At 70.7% G+C, this 18,057-nt stretch carries 21 protein-coding genes; 10 read left to right on the top strand and 11 right to left on the bottom strand.

All coding sequences use genetic code 11. The features are described 5' to 3' along the window. Positions 1–69 precede the first annotated feature (69 nt). The 4 genes from V8688_RS12595 to V8688_RS12580 all read left to right on the top strand — a co-directional run bounded on the left by V8688_RS12595 (position 70) and on the right by V8688_RS12580 (position 2,753). On the top strand, positions 70–990 hold the full coding sequence (locus V8688_RS12595; protein ID WP_218716810.1) for a sigma-70 family RNA polymerase sigma factor: 921 nt from the start codon (positions 70–72) through the stop codon (positions 988–990). Between the two features lie 39 nt (positions 991–1,029). Next, entirely contained in the window at positions 1,030–1,905 is an 876-nt protein-coding gene (locus tag V8688_RS12590; protein ID WP_218716809.1) for an oxidoreductase, read from the top strand. Between the two features lie 51 nt (positions 1,906–1,956). Then, positions 1,957–2,388 (top strand): transcriptional regulator, encoded by a 432-nt coding sequence (locus V8688_RS12585; protein WP_218716808.1) that lies wholly within the window; start codon positions 1,957–1,959, stop codon positions 2,386–2,388. A gap of 65 nt (positions 2,389–2,453) precedes the next feature. Then, positions 2,454–2,753 carry a DUF3817 domain-containing protein gene (locus V8688_RS12580; RefSeq protein WP_308248377.1) on the top strand — a complete coding sequence of 100 codons (300 nt, stop codon included), beginning with the start codon at positions 2,454–2,456 and terminating at the stop codon, positions 2,751–2,753. A gap of 64 nt (positions 2,754–2,817) precedes the next feature. Here the strand turns inward: V8688_RS12580 and rdgB are convergent, their stop codons facing one another. From rdgB to clpS, 10 genes are all read right to left on the bottom strand, one after another. Further along, a complete protein-coding gene (gene rdgB, locus V8688_RS12575) occupies positions 2,818–3,423 on the bottom strand; it encodes an RdgB/HAM1 family non-canonical purine NTP pyrophosphatase (RefSeq protein WP_218716806.1) in 606 nt (201 codons plus the stop codon). Between the two features lie 2 nt (positions 3,424–3,425). After that, the gene (rph, locus tag V8688_RS12570) at positions 3,426–4,190 is read right to left on the bottom strand and encodes a ribonuclease PH (protein WP_218716805.1); all 765 of its coding nucleotides are present in this window, start codon (positions 4,188–4,190) and stop codon (positions 3,426–3,428) included. Positions 4,191–4,261: 71 nt separating this feature from the next. Continuing rightward, positions 4,262–5,026, bottom strand: a complete 765-nt coding sequence (locus tag V8688_RS12565; protein WP_218716804.1) for a cyclic nucleotide-degrading phosphodiesterase — start codon at positions 5,024–5,026, stop codon at positions 4,262–4,264. 69 nt (positions 5,027–5,095) lie between these two features. Further along, positions 5,096–5,821: a rhomboid family intramembrane serine protease gene (locus V8688_RS12560; RefSeq protein ID WP_316573732.1), complete on the bottom strand. Its 726-nt coding sequence runs from the start codon at positions 5,819–5,821 to the stop codon at positions 5,096–5,098. Between the two features lie 165 nt (positions 5,822–5,986). Then, positions 5,987–6,949 carry a cysteine synthase gene (locus V8688_RS12555; protein WP_218716802.1) on the bottom strand — a complete coding sequence of 321 codons (963 nt, stop codon included), beginning with the start codon at positions 6,947–6,949 and terminating at the stop codon, positions 5,987–5,989. Positions 6,950–6,953: 4 nt separating this feature from the next. Continuing rightward, entirely contained in the window at positions 6,954–7,304 is a 351-nt protein-coding gene (locus V8688_RS12550; protein ID WP_342800846.1) for a MoaD/ThiS family protein, read from the bottom strand. A 34-nt stretch (positions 7,305–7,338) separates the two neighbouring features. Continuing rightward, positions 7,339–7,758, bottom strand: a complete 420-nt coding sequence (locus V8688_RS12545; protein WP_218716814.1) for a M67 family metallopeptidase — start codon at positions 7,756–7,758, stop codon at positions 7,339–7,341. A gap of 72 nt (positions 7,759–7,830) precedes the next feature. After that, positions 7,831–8,931 (bottom strand): P1 family peptidase, encoded by a 1,101-nt coding sequence (locus tag V8688_RS12540; protein ID WP_316573731.1) that lies wholly within the window; start codon positions 8,929–8,931, stop codon positions 7,831–7,833. A gap of 23 nt (positions 8,932–8,954) precedes the next feature. Continuing rightward, on the bottom strand, positions 8,955–9,524 hold the full coding sequence (locus tag V8688_RS12535) for a DUF2017 domain-containing protein (protein ID WP_218716800.1): 570 nt from the start codon (positions 9,522–9,524) through the stop codon (positions 8,955–8,957). Positions 9,525–9,537: 13 nt separating this feature from the next. Beyond that, entirely contained in the window at positions 9,538–9,888 is a 351-nt protein-coding gene (clpS, locus tag V8688_RS12530) for an ATP-dependent Clp protease adapter ClpS (protein ID WP_218716799.1), read from the bottom strand. Between the two features lie 61 nt (positions 9,889–9,949). On the opposite strand from clpS, the gene V8688_RS12525 reads away from it, so the two are divergent. From V8688_RS12525 to V8688_RS12500, 6 genes are all read left to right on the top strand, one after another. Beyond that, positions 9,950–11,263, top strand: a complete 1,314-nt coding sequence (locus V8688_RS12525) for a nicotinate phosphoribosyltransferase (protein ID WP_218716798.1) — start codon at positions 9,950–9,952, stop codon at positions 11,261–11,263. 142 nt (positions 11,264–11,405) lie between these two features. Continuing rightward, positions 11,406–11,972 carry an isochorismatase family protein gene (locus V8688_RS12520; RefSeq protein WP_316573730.1) on the top strand — a complete coding sequence of 189 codons (567 nt, stop codon included), beginning with the start codon at positions 11,406–11,408 and terminating at the stop codon, positions 11,970–11,972. A 76-nt stretch (positions 11,973–12,048) separates the two neighbouring features. Beyond that, on the top strand, positions 12,049–12,585 hold the full coding sequence (locus V8688_RS12515) for a hypothetical protein (protein WP_316573729.1): 537 nt from the start codon (positions 12,049–12,051) through the stop codon (positions 12,583–12,585). Positions 12,586–12,735: 150 nt separating this feature from the next. Continuing rightward, complete coding sequence (locus V8688_RS12510; RefSeq protein ID WP_316573728.1) at positions 12,736–14,781, top strand: ATP-dependent DNA helicase; 2,046 nt, start codon at positions 12,736–12,738, stop codon at positions 14,779–14,781. A gap of 92 nt (positions 14,782–14,873) precedes the next feature. Beyond that, positions 14,874–15,578: a hypothetical protein gene (locus tag V8688_RS12505; RefSeq protein ID WP_342800845.1), complete on the top strand. Its 705-nt coding sequence runs from the start codon at positions 14,874–14,876 to the stop codon at positions 15,576–15,578. A 227-nt stretch (positions 15,579–15,805) separates the two neighbouring features. Continuing rightward, positions 15,806–17,065, top strand: a complete 1,260-nt coding sequence (locus V8688_RS12500; protein ID WP_218716794.1) for a glycosyltransferase 87 family protein — start codon at positions 15,806–15,808, stop codon at positions 17,063–17,065. A gap of 3 nt (positions 17,066–17,068) precedes the next feature. Here V8688_RS12500 and V8688_RS12495 read toward each other — a convergent pair whose 3' ends face one another. Next, positions 17,069–17,881: a hypothetical protein gene (locus V8688_RS12495; protein ID WP_342800844.1), complete on the bottom strand. Its 813-nt coding sequence runs from the start codon at positions 17,879–17,881 to the stop codon at positions 17,069–17,071. Positions 17,882–18,057: the final 176 nt, after the last annotated feature.

The raw sequence follows: 18,057 nt of genomic DNA, 5'->3' as shown, positions 1-18,057 counted from the left end.
GGTGGCGGCGCGCCGCCACCACCGGCCACCCGGTCGGCCACACCCTCGCAGCATCGAACGGAGCCTTCCTTGACCGTCACCACCGATTCCGTCCGCGACTACCTGACCGCCATCGCCCGCACGCCCCTGCTGACCGCCGAGGAGGAATACGCCCTCGGTGCCCGTATCGCCGCAGGCACGGCGGCCCGCGCCGAACTCGACGAGAACGCCGCGGCCGGAATCGAACTCACCGCCGCGCGGCGGGAGCGGCTGCGCCGCACCGAACTCGACGGACTGCGCGCGAAGGACCGGATGGTCCGGGCGAATCTGCGCCTGGTGGTCTCCATCGCGCGCCGGTTCCCGACCAACACCGGTATGGCGCTGCTCGACCTGATCCAGGAGGGCACCCTCGGCCTGATCCGCGCGGTGGAGAAGTTCGACCACACGCGCGGGCTCAAGCTCTCGACGTACGCGACGTACTGGATCCGCCAGTCGATCGGGCGGGCGCTCACCGATCAGGGCCGCACGATCCGGTTGCCGTCCAACGTCGCCGACGTCCTGCACCGGGTGATCCGCGTACGCCGCGAGCTGACCCAGCGGCTCGGCCGCGCGGTCACCGTCGAGGAGCTGGCCGCGGCCGCCGAGCTCACCGTCGCCCAGGTCGCGGCGGTGCTGCGGCACGAGCCCGAGCCGGTGTCGCTGCACGCGCCGGTCGGCGAGGGCGCCGAACTGGGCACGCTGCTGCCCGACACCGCGCCCGCGCCGGCGGACGTGGTGGCCGAGCGGATGCTGCCCGGCTATGTCGAGGCCGCGCTCGCGGTCCTCACCGAGCGTGAGTCCGCCGTCATCCGGCTGCGGTTCGGTCTCGATCGCGGACAGGCGCGCTCGCTGGAGGAGGTGGGCTCGGCGCTCGGCGTCTCGCGGGAACGGGCCAGGCAGATCGAGGCCAAGGCGCTGACCAAACTGCGCAGGCCCGCCTGCGCCGGTACGCTGGCCGGATTGCTCGGCTGACCACTTCCCTCCGATCTTACTCCGGAGTAAGGTCGGTGCATGGCATGGAAACCAACTGACATCGCGGACCAGACCGGGCGCACGTTCGTGATCACCGGGGCCAACGGCGGCCTCGGTGCCGAAACCACCAAGGTGTTGGCAGGCAAGGGCGCCACCGTGATCATGGCGTGCCGCAACGCGGCCAAGGCCCAGCCGATCGCCGACGCCATCCCGGGCGACGTCCGGGTGGCCGCGCTCGACCTCGCCGACCTGGCTTCCGTGCGCGCCTTCGCCGACCAGCAGGGCGAATTCGACGTCCTGATCAACAACGCCGGCCTGATGAACATCCCGTTCTCGCGCACCGCCGACGGCTTCGAGACCCAGTTCGGCGTCAACCACCTCGGCCACTTCGCGCTCACCGGCCTGCTGCTCGACCGCATCACCGACCGGGTCGTCACCCTGGCCAGCATCGCCCACAAGCAGACGCCCAAGCTGTGGATCGACGACCTCAACTACGAGCACCGCCGCTACCAGCGCAACCTCGCCTACGCCCAGGCCAAGCTGGCCAACCTCATGTTCGGCCGCGAACTACAGCGCAGGCTCAGCGAGGCGGGCTCGGCCAAGAAGTCCTACGCCGTGCACCCCGGCGTCTCGGCGACCGACCTGTTCGCCCGCACCGAGACCCCGCTCGACCGGGTCAGCAAGCCGTTCATCAAGCTCATCGGCCACCCGCCGGCCAAGGCCGCCCACTCGAGCCTGTTCGCCGCCACCGAGCCTGCGGCCGACCCGACCGTCTACTGGGGTCCCAACAAGTGGATGCAGTCCCAGGGCCCGGTCGAGGCGTGCCCGTCGAGCGCGATCTCGCGCAATCCGGAACTGCTGCGCAGGCTGTGGGAGGAATCCGAGCGGATGACCGGGATCACCTACAAGTTCTGAGCCCCCGACCTGCTCCTACGCCGCCTGTAGTAGGCGGGTACCGTGGAGCGCGTGTCCGCTTCCTCTCCCCGCCCGGCGCACAATCGACCGGCCCTGATCGCGCTGGTCGTCGTCGTCGCGCTGGGCTGCCTCGCGCTGGCCTGGTGGCAGTGGGAGCGGTTCGAATCGGCCTCGGGAACCGGCCAGAACCTCGGCTACGCCCTGCAGTGGCCGCTGTTCGCCGCGTTCGCGGTGTTCGCCTACGTCCGGTTCGTCCGCCTCGAGCGCGAGGCCGAGGAACCGGACACCGCACCGCGCGCGGCGAAGGCCGAGGCACCGCGCGAGATCCCCGCCGGGATCCTGCCGGAACGGCCCAAGGCCGCGCCCGCCGACGACCCGGAAACGGTCGCCTACAACCAGTACCTGGCGGGACTGCACGCCAGCGACATCGATGCGCAGGTCCGCTCGGCCGGTCTGCGCGCCCCTGAGAGGAACGCCGGGTGACCACCGACGAGAACACGACCGCACCGTCGCTCGACCAGGCCGCCCCGGCGGGCGACGCCGCCAAGATCCGTCCGGCGCTACAGCGCTACCGGGTGCTGGCCTGGGTCACCGGCCTGTGGCTGCTGCTGCTCACCGGCGAGATGATCGCCAAGTACGGCTTCGGCGTCGACACCCCGAGCTGGATCGCGGTCGTGCACGGCTGGGTGTACTTCGCCTACCTGCTCGTCACCGCCGACCTCGCCGTGAAGGTGCGCTGGCCGATCGGGCGCACCGTCGGCACTCTGATCGCGGGCACCATCCCGCTGCTGTCGTTCTTCGTCGAGCACCGCAACGCCAAGGACGTCAAACAGCAGTACGGACTCTGAGCCCCCCGAACGACGACAGCGCCGCCGCACCCGGAATCCGGGGCGGCGGCGCTGTCGTTTCGGTTCAGGCCAGCGCGGCCAGCGCGGGCAGCAGCTGGGTGAGCGCCCGGCCGCGGTGCGAGACCGCGTCCTTCTCGGCCGGAGTCAGTTCCGCAGCACTGCCGGTGCCGCCCTCCGGCAGGAACAGCGGATCGTAACCGAAACCGCCCTCCCCCACCGGTTTCCGGGCGATCATGCCCGGCCATTCGCCGCGCACCACGGTCTCGGTGCCGTCGGGCAGCACCAGCGCGCAGGTGGAGACGAACCGGGCGCCGCGCCGCTCGTCGGGCACGTCACCGAGCTGCGCGAGCAGCAAGGTGTTGTTGGCGGTGTCGTCACCGTGACGGCCCGACCAGCGCGCCGAGAGCACGCCGGGCATGCCGTTGAGCGCGTCCACCTCGATCCCGGAATCATCGGCCACACACGGCAATCCGGTGGCGACGGCCCCGTCGCGCGCCTTGGCGATCGCGTTCTCCTCGAAGGTGGCCCCGGTCTCGGGCGCCTCCTCGTAGGGCGGCACCTCGTTCAGGCTCACCAGTTCGATCCCGGCCACGCCCGCCTCGTCGAGGATTCGGCGCAGTTCTTTCAGCTTCTTGGCATTCCGGCTGGCGACCAGCACGCGCACGGCCACGGCTACTTCTTACCGGCCGGCTCGGGCAGCGCACCCGGGTAGGGCTGCGCCAGGACTTCCTTCTGCACCGCGAACAGCTGCTCACAACCGGCCAGCGCCGAATCGAGCAGCTTGTCCAGGGTCGAGCGCGGGAACGTCGCGCCCTCGCCGGTGCCCTGGATCTCGACCAGGGTGCCGGTGTCGGTGGCGACCACGTTCATGTCGACCTCGGCGCGCGAATCCTCCTCGTAGGGCAGGTCGAGGCGCACCCGGCCGTCGACCACGCCGACACTCACCGCGGCGATCATGCACGAGATCGGTTGCGGGTCGGCCAGTTTGCCCGCCGCGGCCAGGTAGGTCACCGCGTCCGAGAGCGCCACGTACGCACCGGTGATGGCGGCGGTACGGGTGCCGCCGTCGGCCTGCAGCACGTCGCAGTCCAGCGCGATGGTGTTCTCGCCCAGCGCGGCCAGGTCGATGCAGGCGCGCAGCGAGCGCCCGATCAGGCGGCTGATCTCCTGGGTCCGGCCGCCGACCTTGCCCTTCACCGATTCACGCCCGCTGCGGGTGTGGGTGGCGGCGGGCAGCATCGCGTACTCCGCGGTGAGCCAGCCGAGCCCCGAATCCCGCCGCCACGGCGGGACACCCTCGGTGACGCTGGCCGTGCACATCACCCGGGTCTGCCCGAACTCGACCAGCACCGATCCCGCCGGATGCGTGGTGAAGCCACGGGTGATCCTTACCTCGCGGAGTTCGTCATCCGCCCTGCCATCGGCTCGTCTCGACACGGCACACACACTAGCCGTTCCACGTGCCCGGGAGTCAGCGAGTCGTCGGGAAGCTCGACTGTTCGCCGGTCCTACAGGTCGAAGGTTTCGCCGGGCGAGACCGCGTGGACCGGGCCGGCGAACGCGGCCTTGGCCTCGGCGATGACATCCTCGCGCGAGGTCCACGGGGGAATGTGGGTGAGCAGCAGTTCCTTGGCGCCCGCGCGGGTGGCGATCTCGCCCGCCTCGGTGCCCGAAAGGTGAATGCCGGGAGGGCGATTGGCCGGATCGTGGGTCCACGAGGCTTCGGCCATCAGCACGTCGGCGCCTTCGGCCAGCTCGACGACGGCATCGCACATGGCGGTGTCGCCGGTGTAGACGAAGACGCGGCCGTCCGCGGCGGTGATGCGCAGGCCGTAGGACTCCGGCGGGTGATACATCCGGCGGGCCTCGACGGTGTGGCCGGGACCGAAGGGGACGGGCACGTTCTCGACCCAGGCCTGCGAGTCGATCACGTCGGACCAGTCGTCGGTCTCGCCGCCGATCTCGGCGGAGGCGTTGCCGATGCGCAGCGCGGCGTCGGAGGGACCGCGCACCAGCGCCAGGCCCTGCGGCGGATTGGGATGGTAGCGACGCCACACCAGCAGCGCGGGCAGATCGAGGCAGTGATCCGCGTGCAGATGGGTCAGGAAGATGTCGACGTCACCCGGGTTCAGGTACTTCTGCAGCGCGCCGAAGATGCCGGGACCGAAGTCGATGACGGTCGGCCTCATATCGGGACCCGTCAGCAGGTAACCCGACGCTGGGGAATCCGGGCCGGACACGCTGCCCGAGCACCCGAGGACGGTAAGGCGCATGCCCCCATGCTGCCACGACGTGCTGGTGCTCAATGCAGGATCCCCCCATTTTCCAGACCGGATCCCCGGCTACCGCGTAGGTACTGCGCGGCCGACCGATGCTCCACGGCGGCGTCGACGTTCATCACCAGAGAGTACCCAGCCCGCGAGGACTCCACCCACCGCCCCGAAAAGATGTCCCTGCCAAGAAATTAGGGGGTCACTGGGCAGTACGCCCCACAGCATCGAGCCGTAGAGCGCGAAGATCACCACGCCGAGCACGATCTGCCCCACATTGCGGGCGAACCACCCACGGCAGATCAGATACGTCAGCCAGCCGAACACCAGCGACGACGCGCCGACGTGCACGCTGCCCGACGAGCCGGTCAGCCAGGTGCCGACACCGGCGACCACCCAGATGATCGCCGTGGCCGCGATACCGCGCCCGATCCCGGACAACAGCACCAGGAAACCGAGGATCAGCAGCGGCAGCGTGTTGGCCATCAGGTGATCCCAGCCGCCGTGCAGCAGCGGGGCCCACACGATGCCGTCGAGGCCGTCGAGTTCGCGGGGTTCGATCCCGCCCGCGTCGAGCTGACCGGGCGCCCCCGTCGGCCGGTCGTGCGAGAGCACCGCGTCGACGCCCTCGATCACATACAACGACCCGACGAACCCGACGATCACGACCGCAGCGCGCGTCCACGCCCGGACGCCCTCGCGCCGTGCGGGTGGGGTCGCGCCGGGCCGTCCCCGCAGCCCGGCGATCCGATCCGGATCGAACGAGGCTCCGATTCCTCCGCCACCGCTCACCGACATCGCCTCCACTCGGGCCGGGCCACTACAGAAGCCAGGGTACCGAAACACCCGCCCCCGTAGGCCCGCCCCGACTCGACCACGCACCCACGAACCCAGTCCGCACGCCCGACCCCTAGGGAGGGCAGGCCGCGCAGCGGCCGTCGCGCGCGCCAGCGCTCCGACAACTCACGCCCAGAGCTGGCCGTCGAGCCGTTCCTCGGCCTCGTCCAGGGTGCCGTCGTAGGCGCCGGTCGACAGGTACTTCCAGCCGCCGTCGGCGACGACGAACGCGATATCGGCGCGCTTGCCCGCCTTCTGCGCCTTCTTCGCCACGCCCAGCGCCGCGTGCAGGATCGCGCCGGTGGAGATGCCGGCGAAGATGCCCTCCTCGCCGACGAGTTCCCGGGTGCGCTTCACCGCGTCGTAGGGGCCGACGGAGAACCGTGTGGTCAGCACCGCCTCGTCGTACAGCTCGGGGATGAACCCCTCGTCGATGTTGCGCAGGCCGTAGACCAGTTCGCCGTAGCGGGGTTCCGCGGCGACGATCTCGATGCCCGGCACGTTCTCGCGCAGGAATCGCCCGGTGCCCATCAGGGTGCCGGTGGTGCCGAGACCGGCCACGAAATGCGTGATCTCGGGCAGGTCGGCCAGCAGTTCCGGGCCGGTGGTCTCGTAGTGCGCGAGCGCGTTGGCCGGATTGCCGTACTGGTAGAGCATCACCCAGTCCGGGTTCTTCGCGGCGATCTCCTTGGCCATGGCCACGGCCTGGTTCGAACCACCCGCGGCCGGCGAGTCGATGATCTCGGCGCCGAACATGGTGAGCAGCTGACGCCGCTCCACCGAGGTGTTCTCCGGCATCACGCACACGATCCGGTAGCCCTTGAGCTTGGCCGCCATGGCCAGCGAGATCCCGGTGTTGCCGCTGGTCGGCTCCAGGATCGTGCAGCCCGGAGTGAGCAGCCCGTCGGCCTCGGCCTGCTCGATCATCCGCAGCGCGGGCCGGTCCTTGATCGACCCGGTGGGGTTGCGGTCCTCGAGCTTGGCCCACAGGCGGACGTGGTCGTCGCCGTCCCACTGCGGCGACAGCGTCTTCAATCCGACGAGCGGGGTGTTGCCGAGGGTCGCGATCAGCGATTCGTAGCGGGCCACGACGTCAGCGCAGGCGCGAGCGACGGACGCGGAGGAGGGAGCCTGCGGCACCACGCAGCGCCTCGGGAGCGCCGAGATCGACACTGCCGCCGGCGACGGCGGGCAGAATGGTGACCGACGCGCCCGCGGGTACCTCGGCGTCGAGACCACCGGTGAAGCGCACGTCCTCGTCGTCGACGTAGATGTTGACGTAGCGGTTGAGCTTGCCGTCGGAGAGCAGCCGCTCGGCCAGGCCCGGGTGGTTGGCCTCGAGGTTCTCGATCAGCGCCGACAGCGTCGAGCCCTCGCCCTGGACGCGCTTCTCGCCTCCGGTGAGACCTCGCATGATGGTCGGAATGGACACGGTTACCGGCATGGGGACTCCTCGGGTGTGACTTCGTTCGGTGGGTTCAGGCGTCGTAGGAATCGACGATCCGCACGGGCTCTTCGGTGACCTCGCCGTCGACGATGCGGTAGCTGCGCAGTTCGTGCCGCTCCGGGTCGCGGGTGGAGATCAGCACATAGTGCGCGAACGGCTCGGAGGCGTAGGAGATGTCGGTACGGCTCGGGTAGGCCTCGGTCGCGGTGTGCGAGTGGTAGACGACCACGGGGGTCTCGTCGGCCTCGTCCATCGCGCGCCAGACCTTCAACTGCTCCCCGGAATCGAAGCGGTAGAACGTGGGCGAACGTTCGGCGTTGACCATGGCGACGAAGCGTTCCGGCCGGTCGCTGCCCTCGGGTCCGGCGATGATGCCGCAGGCCTCGTCCGGGTGGTCGGCGCGCGCGTGCGCCACCATCGCGTCCACGAGATCGGCCCTGATCACCAGCACTTCCTCGACCCTTTCCACAAACCTGACTGCGTGCTGTCGAGCACCACCTCGACAACGACCCACCCTATTCGGCTATTCCGCGCCGCGCGCACCCCGGTCCCCACCTGCGGGGAGTCGGCGCGGGAACAGATCTCGATAGGCCGGGATCCCGGCGATCGAGGTCGCGCTGAGCACGGCGTCGACGACAGCCCGCTCCACGACCACGGCCGCGGCCGTGCACAACTGGTCGAGCAGCAGCAGATCGCCGGGGAACGCGCCGGGCAGCGGGATCGGCGGCACCTCGATCGCGGCGGTGGACAGCGCGAACAGGGTGTCACCGTCGAGCGGGGAATGCACCGGCCGGATCGCGCGGGCCAGCCCGTCGTGCGCGGTGGTGGCCAGCCGGTGACAGGCGACCGGGTCGAGCGCGGCGTCGGTGGCGACCACGCCGATGGTCGTGTTGAGCACGGTGCCCTTCACCGGCAGGGCGTCGAGCGCGGCGATCTCGGCCGCGGTCCCGGGCCGCAGCCCGAAGAAATCGGGCCCGTCGGTGCCTGCGCCCCACAGCAGCCCGGTGCGCGGATCGACCACCGAGCCGACGGGATTGGCGACGATCACCGCCCCGACCGTCACCCCGGCGCCCGGCCCGTCGGCGAGAACGACACTCGCCGAACCGATTCCGCCCTTGAGCGCACCGGCGCGCGCGCCGACCCCCGCCCCGGCGGTGCCGCGCGCGAAATCGGCGGCGGCCGCCTCGGCCGCGAGGAATCCGAAGTCGGCGTCGGGCCGGATGTGCCACGCGCCCACCGGCAGATCGAAGATCACCGCGGCGGGCACGATCGGCACCACCCGGCTCGGATCGGCCGGGTCCATCGGGATGCCCTCGCCGTGCTCCTCCGACCAGCGCATCACGCCGTCGGCGGCGGCCAGGCCGTACGCGCTGCCGCCGGTGAGCAGGACCGCGTTCAGCTGACGGACGGTATTGGCCGGGTCGAGCAGATCGGTCTCCCTGGTGCCCGGTCCGCCGCCGCGCACGTCCACCGCGGCGGTCGCGCCGCCGGGGACGCGCACCACGGTGCAGCCGGTCGCGGCGCCGGTACCCAGGGTGACGTCGTCGTCGAGCACCTGGTGATGGCCGACCAGCACGCCCGCCACATCGGTGATCGAGTTCCGTGGACCGGGAGCACTGCGCATTCCCCGACCCTAACCCGCCGAAATCAGGGCGCGAGCGCCTGCAACAGCGAGTCCTGCATCCAGGTCAGCCAGTGGTAGACGTCCAGATGCGGCGCACGCGGATCACTCGGATCGAAGTGGTCGGGCGTGTCGTCGTCGATGTCGAGCAGGGTGCCCAGCGCCAGGCGCACGTCGGTGAGCGCGGCCAGCCAGGCGTCGGCCTGTTCCGGGGTGAGCACGATCTTGCCGCCTACCTCGGGACAGCTGTCCAGCACTACCCGGCCCGCGGCCAGTTTCGCGTCGATGATCTCGGGCTCGTGCAGGCTGCGCAGCGCGGAGTTGAGGTCGGCGCGCTTGGCATCGGGCGAGCCGGGCTCGGCGCGGTGGAAGTCGGGCAGCAGGCGCAGCAGCTGCGGGTCGTCGGGCGGGGTGGAGTTGCCGGTGCGCAGGCCGGTCAGCGCGGCGAGTTCGTCCTCGGGCGCGTCGGCGGCGCGGTCGCTGAGCAGACCGGATACGGCGCCGATCAGGGAGCGCAGCACCGTGGCCTCGTGCTCGTCCATCTCGGAACGAAGCTTCAGGCCACTCAGTGAGTTCTTCCTGCTCCACTTGCGCACAGGGCTACGGTACTCAGTCGTCTCGCTGCATGGTTGCCCAGAGTCCCGCCGCGTGCAATCGGCGCACGTCCTGCTCCATCTTGTCGCGGGAACCGGAGGATACGACGGCCTTGCCCTCGTTGTGCACCTGCAACATCAGCTCGGTCGCCTTGGCTTTGCTGTAGCCGAAGAGCTTCTGGAAGATGTAGGTGACGTAGTGCATGAGGTTCACCGGGTCGTCCCAGACGACGGTCACCCAGGGTCGGTCCTCGGCCTCGAGGATCTCGGTCTGTTCGACCGCTTCCGGCGTCGCTTGCGCCGCTGACAGTGCGGCGTTCACGGCGTCGGTGACGGCGCCGGCTCGAACGGGATTGCACACGGCCATAAAACCCAGGGTACGACGCGGCCACGCAGAAACAACACCCGCGGTGACTACAGTTTCCGGTGTGCAGATCCGTGACGAGTTCGCCAGCACCGCGCTGCTGACCGATCAGTACGAGCTGACCATGCTCGCCGCCGCCCTGGCCGACGGCTCGGCGCATCGGCAGTGCACCTTCGAGGTGTTCGCCCGGCGCTTGCCGCACGGTCGCCGCTACGGCGTGGTGGCCGGTACCGGCAGGCTGCTCGAGGCGCTGACCGATTTCCGGTTCGGTCCGGCCGAACTCGCCGTGGTCGCCCGGTTCCTCGACCCGGCCACCGTCGACTGGTTGCGGGAATATCGCTTCACCGGCGATATCGACGGTTACGCCGAGGGCGAGCTGTACTTCCCCGGCTCGCCGATCCTGTCCGTGCGCGGCAGTTTCGCCGAGTGTGTGCTGCTGGAGACGCTGGCCCTGTCGATCCTCAATCACGACAGCGCCATCGCTTCGGCGGCCGCGCGCATGGTGAGCGCGGCGGCGGGCAGGCGGATGATCGAGATGGGCTCGCGGCGCACCCACGAACTGGCCGCGCCGTCCAGTTCCCGCGCCGCCTACCTGGCCGGCTTCGACGCCACCTCCAATCTGGCGGCCGTGCGCGACTTCGGCGTGCCCGGCGCGGGCACCAGCGCGCACGCGTTCACCCTGCTGCACAGCGGCGCCGACGGCGAGCACGAGGCGGCCGCGTTCCGCAGCCAGGTCGACGCGCTCGGCGTCGGCACCACCCTGCTCGTCGACACCTTCGACATCACCAGGGGCGTCGCGACCGCGATCGAGGTCGCCGGCACCGAGCTGGGCGGCGTGCGGATCGATTCCGGCGATCTCGGCGTGCTGGCCAGGCAGGTCCGCGACCAGCTCGACGGCCTCGGCGCCACCGGCACTCGCATCGTGGTCTCCGGCGATCTGGACGAGTACGCGATCGCGGCCCTGCGCGCCGAACCGGTCGACGTCTACGGCGTCGGCACCTCACTGGTCACCGGTTCCGGTGCCCCGACCGCGGGCATGGTCTACAAGCTGGTCGAGGTCGACGGCGTCCCGGTGGCCAAGCGCAGCAGTCACAAGCAGTCGCGCGGCGGCACCAAGAAGGCATTGCGGCTGGCCCGCGCGACCGGCACGATCGTCGAGGAGATCGTCTACCCCGCCGACGGAGAAACCCCGGCCACCAACGGTTTCCAGGCCAGGGAGCTGCTGGTGCCGCTGGTTCGCAAGGGCACGGTGGTCGACGGCGTCGCGACGCTGGCGCAGAGCCGGGAGCTGGTCGCGCGCGGGCTGGTCAGCCTGCCGTGGGAGGGGCTCAAGCTGTCGGCGGGCGAGCCCGCGGTGCCGACGACGTTCCTGGGCTGACCGCGCCACGACAGCGGCCGGAGCGACGCGGCCGAGTGGCCGTGCGGGTCGGGGCAGCGGACAATGATGTCGTCGGAGTTCCGCACGGCACACGACGCGCCCGCACGCGCGGCTCGAACCGGTGGAGGAAGTGGAGGACGCCATGGCACGCGGTCTGGTGATCGTGGATGTGCAGAACGACTTCTGCGAGGGCGGGGCACTGGCTGTCGCGGGAGGCGCCGCGGTGGCGGCGGCCATCAGCGAGTTCGTGGCCACGCACGACTACGACGCGGTGGTCGCGACCAGGGACTACCACGTCGATCCCGGCCCGCATTTCTCCACCGAGCCCGACTACGTCGACACCTGGCCCCCGCACTGCCGGGTCGGCACGCCGGGCGCGGATTTCCACCCGGCGCTGGATCTCGGCCCGGTCCAGGAGGTCTTCTCCAAGGGCGAGTACTCCGCCGCCTACTCCGGTTTCGAAGGCGCGGCCGCCGACGGCAGCACCCTGGCGGACTGGCTGCGTGCCCGTGACATCGACCGCGTCGACGTCGTCGGCATCGCCACCGACCACTGCGTGCGCGCCACCGCGCTCGATGCCCGCGCCGCGGGGTTCGACACCCGCGTCCTGCTCGACCTCACCGCGGGCGTCGCCCCGGCGACGGTCACCGCCGCGCTGTCCACGCTGCGCGAGGCGGGCGTCGCGTTGTCGGGCGAGCTTCGCGGCTGAACTCTGTCGCAGGCACACCCGGGGACGAGGACGGGCGACCCGCGGCGAGCGGCCGGGACGCGGCTAGCCTGCACCCATGGACTACCGATTCCCGGCGCAGGCCCGCGCCCGCCTGCGGGCGGCGCTGGCCGATCTCGACAGCATCCACGACGCCGCTGACATCGTCTTCTGGTCCAACCCCGTCACCGACGAATTGCAGCGCCGCGGCGTCGGCGCCTTCGCCGAACTCCCGCCCGCCTTCGCCCACCTGCTGGCCCTGTCGAGCCTGCACACCAGCGTCCTGGACACCGGCTTCAGCGGCTACCTGCGCACCCGTCGCGGTGAGCTCCCCTGGGCCACACGGGGTTTGCGCGCGGCGGGCATGCCACGCCTGGCCGCCGCCGCGATCCTGGCCGCCCGCGACGCCTCTCCCAGCTCCCCCGACGACGCCCTGGACCGCTTCTTCGACGACGAACACCAGACCCTGGCCAACCCGGGCCAGATCCGCCGCCCCGACGGCGCTCGCGCCGACGACCCCGACGAGATCTACGACATCAACGAACCCGCCGACTTCGAACAGCGCGTCCTCGACTACGTCCGCGACCACCTCGACGACTTCGTCCGCGAGCCCTGACCCGACCTGACGACCCGCTCCCACGACCCGACCTCGAGGAGGGTCCGCCGCGCGGCGGCGAGTCGCGGCCGCCCCGTCGATCAGGGGCCGCGACCTCGAGCGCGCCAGCGCTCCGAAAATCCTGTCCGAGGGGACCGATAAGCTGCCTGCGTGCCCGAACTTCCTCCCGTCGCCGACCTGCTCGCCACCGCCGTGCATGCCCTGGGAGGCAAGGAACGCACCGGCCAGACGACGATGGCCACCGCGGTCGACCACGCGATCGATACCAAGGAACACCTGGCGGTGCAGGCGGGAACCGGCACCGGCAAGTCGCTGGCCTACCTGGTGCCGAGTCTGCGGCACGCGGTGCGGACCGGGCGCACGGTGGTGGTCTCCACCGCGACGATCGCCCTGCAACGTCAGCTGGTCGACCGCGATCTGCCCCGGCTGGCCGACGCGCTGGCCGGGCCGCTGGGCCGGGTGCCGCAGTTCGCGATCCTCAAGGGCCGCAACAACTATCTGTGCCTGAACAAGATCAACAGCGTGATCCCGGAGGACACCGGCGGCGAGGCGGAACTGTTCGACGCGTTCGCCATCTCCAAGCTGGGCCGCGAGGTACAGCGGCTCAACGAGTGGGCCTCCGACACCGAGACCGGCGACCGCGACGAGATCGCCCCCGGCGTCAGCGACCGGGCCTGGCGCCAGGTCAGCGTGTCCTCGCGCGAATGCCTGGGCAAGACCCGCTGCCAGTTCGGCCAGGACTGCTTCGCCGAGAAGGCGCGTGCCGAATCGGCCCAGGCCGACGTGGTGGTGACCAACCACGCCCTGCTGGCCATCGACGCGATCAGCGGCATCCAGGTGCTGCCCGAACACGATGTGGTGGTGATCGACGAGGCGCACGAACTGGTCGACCGGGTCACCGGCGTCGCCACCGCCGAACTCGCCGCGACCGCGATCAGCGCCGCGGCCCGCCGCTGCACCAAGCTCATCGACGAACGCGAGGTCGACCGGCTCGAAGGCGCGGCCGAAGCGTTCCACGAGGCGCTCGAGGATCTGCCGCCCGGCCGCTGGGATCAGCTGCCCGACGGCATCGCCCCCGTCCTCGCACTGGTCCGCGACGCCGCCTGGAACGCCCGCACCGCGCTCGCGCCGCAGGGCAGCGTCAAGGCCACCGACGATCCCGACAACGCCGCGGCCCGCACGATGGCCGTGGCCGCGATCGACGACGTGCACGACGCTGCGGTGCGCACCCTCACCGCGTTCGAGGAGGCCGATCCGGCCGCGCGCCGCGATGTCATCTGGCTCTCGGCCGACGAGATCCGCGGCGTCGCGCGCCGCACCCTGCGGATGGCGCCGCTGTCGGTGGGCGGCCTGCTGCGCAGCAGACTGTTCGGCACCGCGACCGTGGTCCTCACCTCGGCCACCCTCCAGATCGGCGGCTCGTTCGACGGTCTCGCGATCACCTGGGGCCTGCCCTCGCAGTCCGGCGGCAAGGTCGACCCGGCACTGGCCAACGGCGCCACCGCGCCCGCCGACCTGGAATCGGTGCGCTGGAGTTCCCTCGACGTCGGCTCCCCGTTCGACCACGCCAAGTCCGGCATCCTCTATGTCGCCAAGCACCTGCCCGCGCCGGGTCGCGACGGCCTCGCCCCCGCCTATCTCGACGAGATCGAGCAGCTGATCACCTCCGCGGGCGGGCGCACGCTCGGCCTGTTCTCCTCGATGCGCGCCGCCAAGGCCGCTACCGAGGCGCTGCGCGAACGGCTCGACACCCCGGTGCTGTGCCAGGGCGACGACTCGATGGGCGCGCTGGTGCGCAAGTTCGCCGACGACCCGGCGACGTCGCTGTTCGGCACGCTCACGCTGTGGCAGGGCGTCGACGTACCGGGCCCGTCGCTGAGTCTGGTGATCCTGGACCGCATTCCGTTCCCCCGCCCCGACGACCCGCTGCTCACCGCCCGTCAGCGCGCGGTGGAATCGCGCGGCGGCAACGGCTTCATGACGGTGGCGGCCAACCATGCCGCGCTGCTGCTGGCCCAGGGCACCGGTCGACTGCTGCGCAGCGTCGACGATCGCGGCGTCGTCGCGATCCTCGATTCGCGGCTGGCCACCGCCCGGTACGGCGGCTACCTGCGCGCTTCGTTGCCGCCGTACTGGGAGACCACCGACCCCGAGGTGGTGGCGAAGGCGCTGCGCAGGCTCACCGCGTCCGCCTGAGCTGAGGGACTTTTACGCCGAGTCCTGCAATCGACATGACCACACCCGTGAATTCACCACCGGGCGAACGCAAGTCGTGAGACCGTTGGGTGATGAAGCACCACGCCGATGGCGAGGTACTCGGCGAATTTCTGGTCAGCGCAAGATCTTTGGCCGAGTACCGCGCGATGTTTCACCTGTCCGACGACGACCTCACCGGGCGCAAGGTGCTCGATTGCCCTGGTGGCGCAGCAAGTTTCGCGGCCGAGGCGACTGCCCTGGGTGCCGTGGTCACCGCGATCGATCCAATCTACGCCCGTCCGACCACCGCACTGGCCGTCGATGCCGTCACCGAGAACGACCGCGCCGTGGCCTGGGCCGCCGCCAATGCCCACCGCTACCGCTGGGACTGGTACGGCTCCCCCGACGGCCATGCCGCCATCCGGCGCGGCGCGGCCCGGCGCTTCGCCGCCGATCTGCGCGCCGCACCCGACCGCTACATCGCCGCGAGCTTGCCCGAACTCCCGTTCCCCGACAAGTCCGTCGACCTGTCGCTGAGCTCGCACCTGCTGTTCAGCTACGCCGACCGCCTCGACGCCGAATTCCACCTGTCCGCCCTGCTCGAACTGTCCCGGGTCACCGAGGGCGAAGCCAGGCTCTACCCTCTGCTCGATTACACCGGCGCGCCCCTGGACGACCTCATCGCCCACCTCCGCACCGAACTCCACGACAAGGGCGTGCACACCGCACTGCGCAAGACCCGCTACGAGTTCCATCACGGCGCCGACACCATGCTGGTCTTGCAGCCGGCCGCGTGACCGGGCACTTCCGGGTCCGGTCGGCCGCTCCGGCGGCCGCCTTCATAGGGATCCTCTACCAAAGGCGGGCCGCACCGCGGCATCCCGGCGGGCGGGCGGTAGGTTCTTAGTCGTGCATACGATGCGAGCCGGCCGGTAGTACGGCCGTGGTGGAGAAATCTCGACGCGCGGAGCTCCCGCGCACAGTCTCGACGCTCCTCCTGCTACTCGGTACCGCCATCCTCGGCGTGACACTGCTGTTCACCACCATGGATCCGTGGATGGACAGCGGCGGCATCCTCGTCGGCGGCCTCGACGTCCACATCTACCGCGACGGCGGCTGGCGCGTGCTGCACGACCGAGCCCTCTACATCGAGCCGACGCACTACGGCCTGCTCTACACCTACACGCCGTTCTCGGCGCTGGCGTTCCTGCCGCTGGTGCTGGTGCCGTGGTCGGCGGTCACCACGACCTGGTTGGTACTCAATCTCGTCGTGTTGTTCGGCTGCGTGCTGCAGAGCTGGCGGATGCTCGGCTACCGGGTGACACCGCGCCTGGTCGTCGTCAGCGCGCTGATCATGCTGGCCTTCGTCTTCGCCGAGCCCGTACGCACCACGCTCTACTACGGGCAGATCAACCTGTGGCTCATGCTGCTCGTGCTGTGGGACTTCTCCCGCGCCGAGCACAGCAGGCTGCGCGGTCTCGGCGTCGGCATCGCCGCGGGGATCAAGCTGACGCCGCTGTTCTTCGTCGCCCAGTATCTGGCGCAGCGGCAGTGGCGTGCCGCGGCCACCGCGGCACTCACCTTCGCCGCCACGATCGGCCTGACCGCGCTTGTCCTGCCGAGCGATTCCGCTCAGTACTGGACCTCGACGTTCTTCCAGTCCGGCCGCATCGCCCCCGATGTCCACCCCGCCAACCAGTCGCTGCGCGGGGCCATCGCCCATCTCGTCCACGGGCCTGCCCCGGTCTGGTTGTGGCTGTTGATCGCGGTCCCGATCGCGCTCGTCGCGCTGTGGCTCGCGGCCGAGCTGGTGCGCCGCGGCGAAGCGCTGCTGTCGGTGACCCTCGGCGGCCTCACCGCCTGCGCCGTCTCCCCGTATTCGTGGGGGCACCACTGGGTCTGGTTCGTGCCGCTGACGGTCTACCTGATCCATCGCGCGCAGACCCGTGGCCGCTGGTGGCTCGCCGCCGGCGGGCTCTACCTCGCCATCGCCGCGTGGACCTACACCTACACCCCCACCTGGGTCAGTGTCGGCACCTTCCTGCTGCCGCCGTGGTGGCCGGGCGCGCAGGTCATGATGAACGTCTACGTGGTCGTCTACCTGACCGTGCTGATCGGCGCCTTCCGGCTGGTCCGCTCGACGCCGCCGCGCCCACGCGTCGAACCGATCGAACCGACCATCATCGATCCCCCTGTCGCGGAGGAACTCTCCCGCGCGATCCGGCCACCGCGCGTCGCCGGCGGGGCGCACCCCGACGACGACCGCCCGGCCATGGTGGACTGAGTTCTACCCGCAGGCCCAGTCGAAGACGCCCGACTCCAGGTCGAGCTGGGCGTTGCCGCCGCCGAAGTTCATCCCGGAGATCTCCTCGATCTCCAAGTAGTACGGGGTCAGGCCCTCCGGGAGCGCCTGGACGGGGAAGGCAGTGCCGCCGAGGTGGGAGCGCCCGAACAGGGGCTCGGCCCAGTGATTCCAGCCGGAGTCCTCCGTGAGCGGATCCTGGTAGCGCGAGTTCGGGACGTACTCGACCGGCGGGATGCCGATATTGGGATCGGCGACGCGCTCGGCCAGCCAGACGCCGATGGTGGGGTGCACGTCGTCCCAGGCGTTGCAGCCCTCGTCGCTCGCGACCGGCGAACCGGGCGGGCGCACGTCGGCGGGCGGGGCGACCGGGCCCGCGGCGAATTCCGCTTCGGTCAGCCAGATCAGGGCGAACACGCCGCCGATCTCGTCGTGCAGGAGTTGCAGCTGGGAGTGCAGCCGGGTCGAGACCAGCTCGCGGGCGATGGGATCCTCGGCGGACGCGTCGGCGTGGATCGGGTCGGTCGCGTCGGCGAACTGCCCCTCACCCTGGAAGAAGGCGATGGCCGGGAACTTCGGTCCCCGGCGCTGATAGTCGGTGGGCAGCCGCAGGGTGAGCGCGTGCATCATCGGCAGCCCGGTGACCGGTCCGCGCGGCCAGGTCGCCGGATCGATCGCGGGTCCCTCGCTGCCGATCCACCCGGCGCGCACCGGCGCGTCGAGCGTCAGCGGTTCACCGCCCGGCGTCTCCGCCAGTTTGTCCGCGGAATCCCCGAAACCCAGGTCGTAAGCCTTCATCGCAGCTCTCCTCTTCGATGCGCGGACGGTGCGTGGCGCCGCGTCGACCGGCGCCGCCGACGAGGGTAATCGGTACCGGCGACAGGCGCGGGCACTGCGTGGAACCACGGGCATACGGTCGATGACGAAACGTCGCGCACCTGGGAACGACAACGGCGGCGCGGCAACCGATTCCG

It is taken from the genome of Nocardia sp. No.11, assembly GCF_038752175.1.
Classification (GTDB): Bacteria; Actinomycetota; Actinomycetes; order Mycobacteriales; family Mycobacteriaceae; genus Nocardia; species Nocardia canadensis.
The sequence above is the reverse complement of the archived record's forward strand: the minus strand, read 5'-3'. Positions and strand labels throughout refer to the sequence as shown.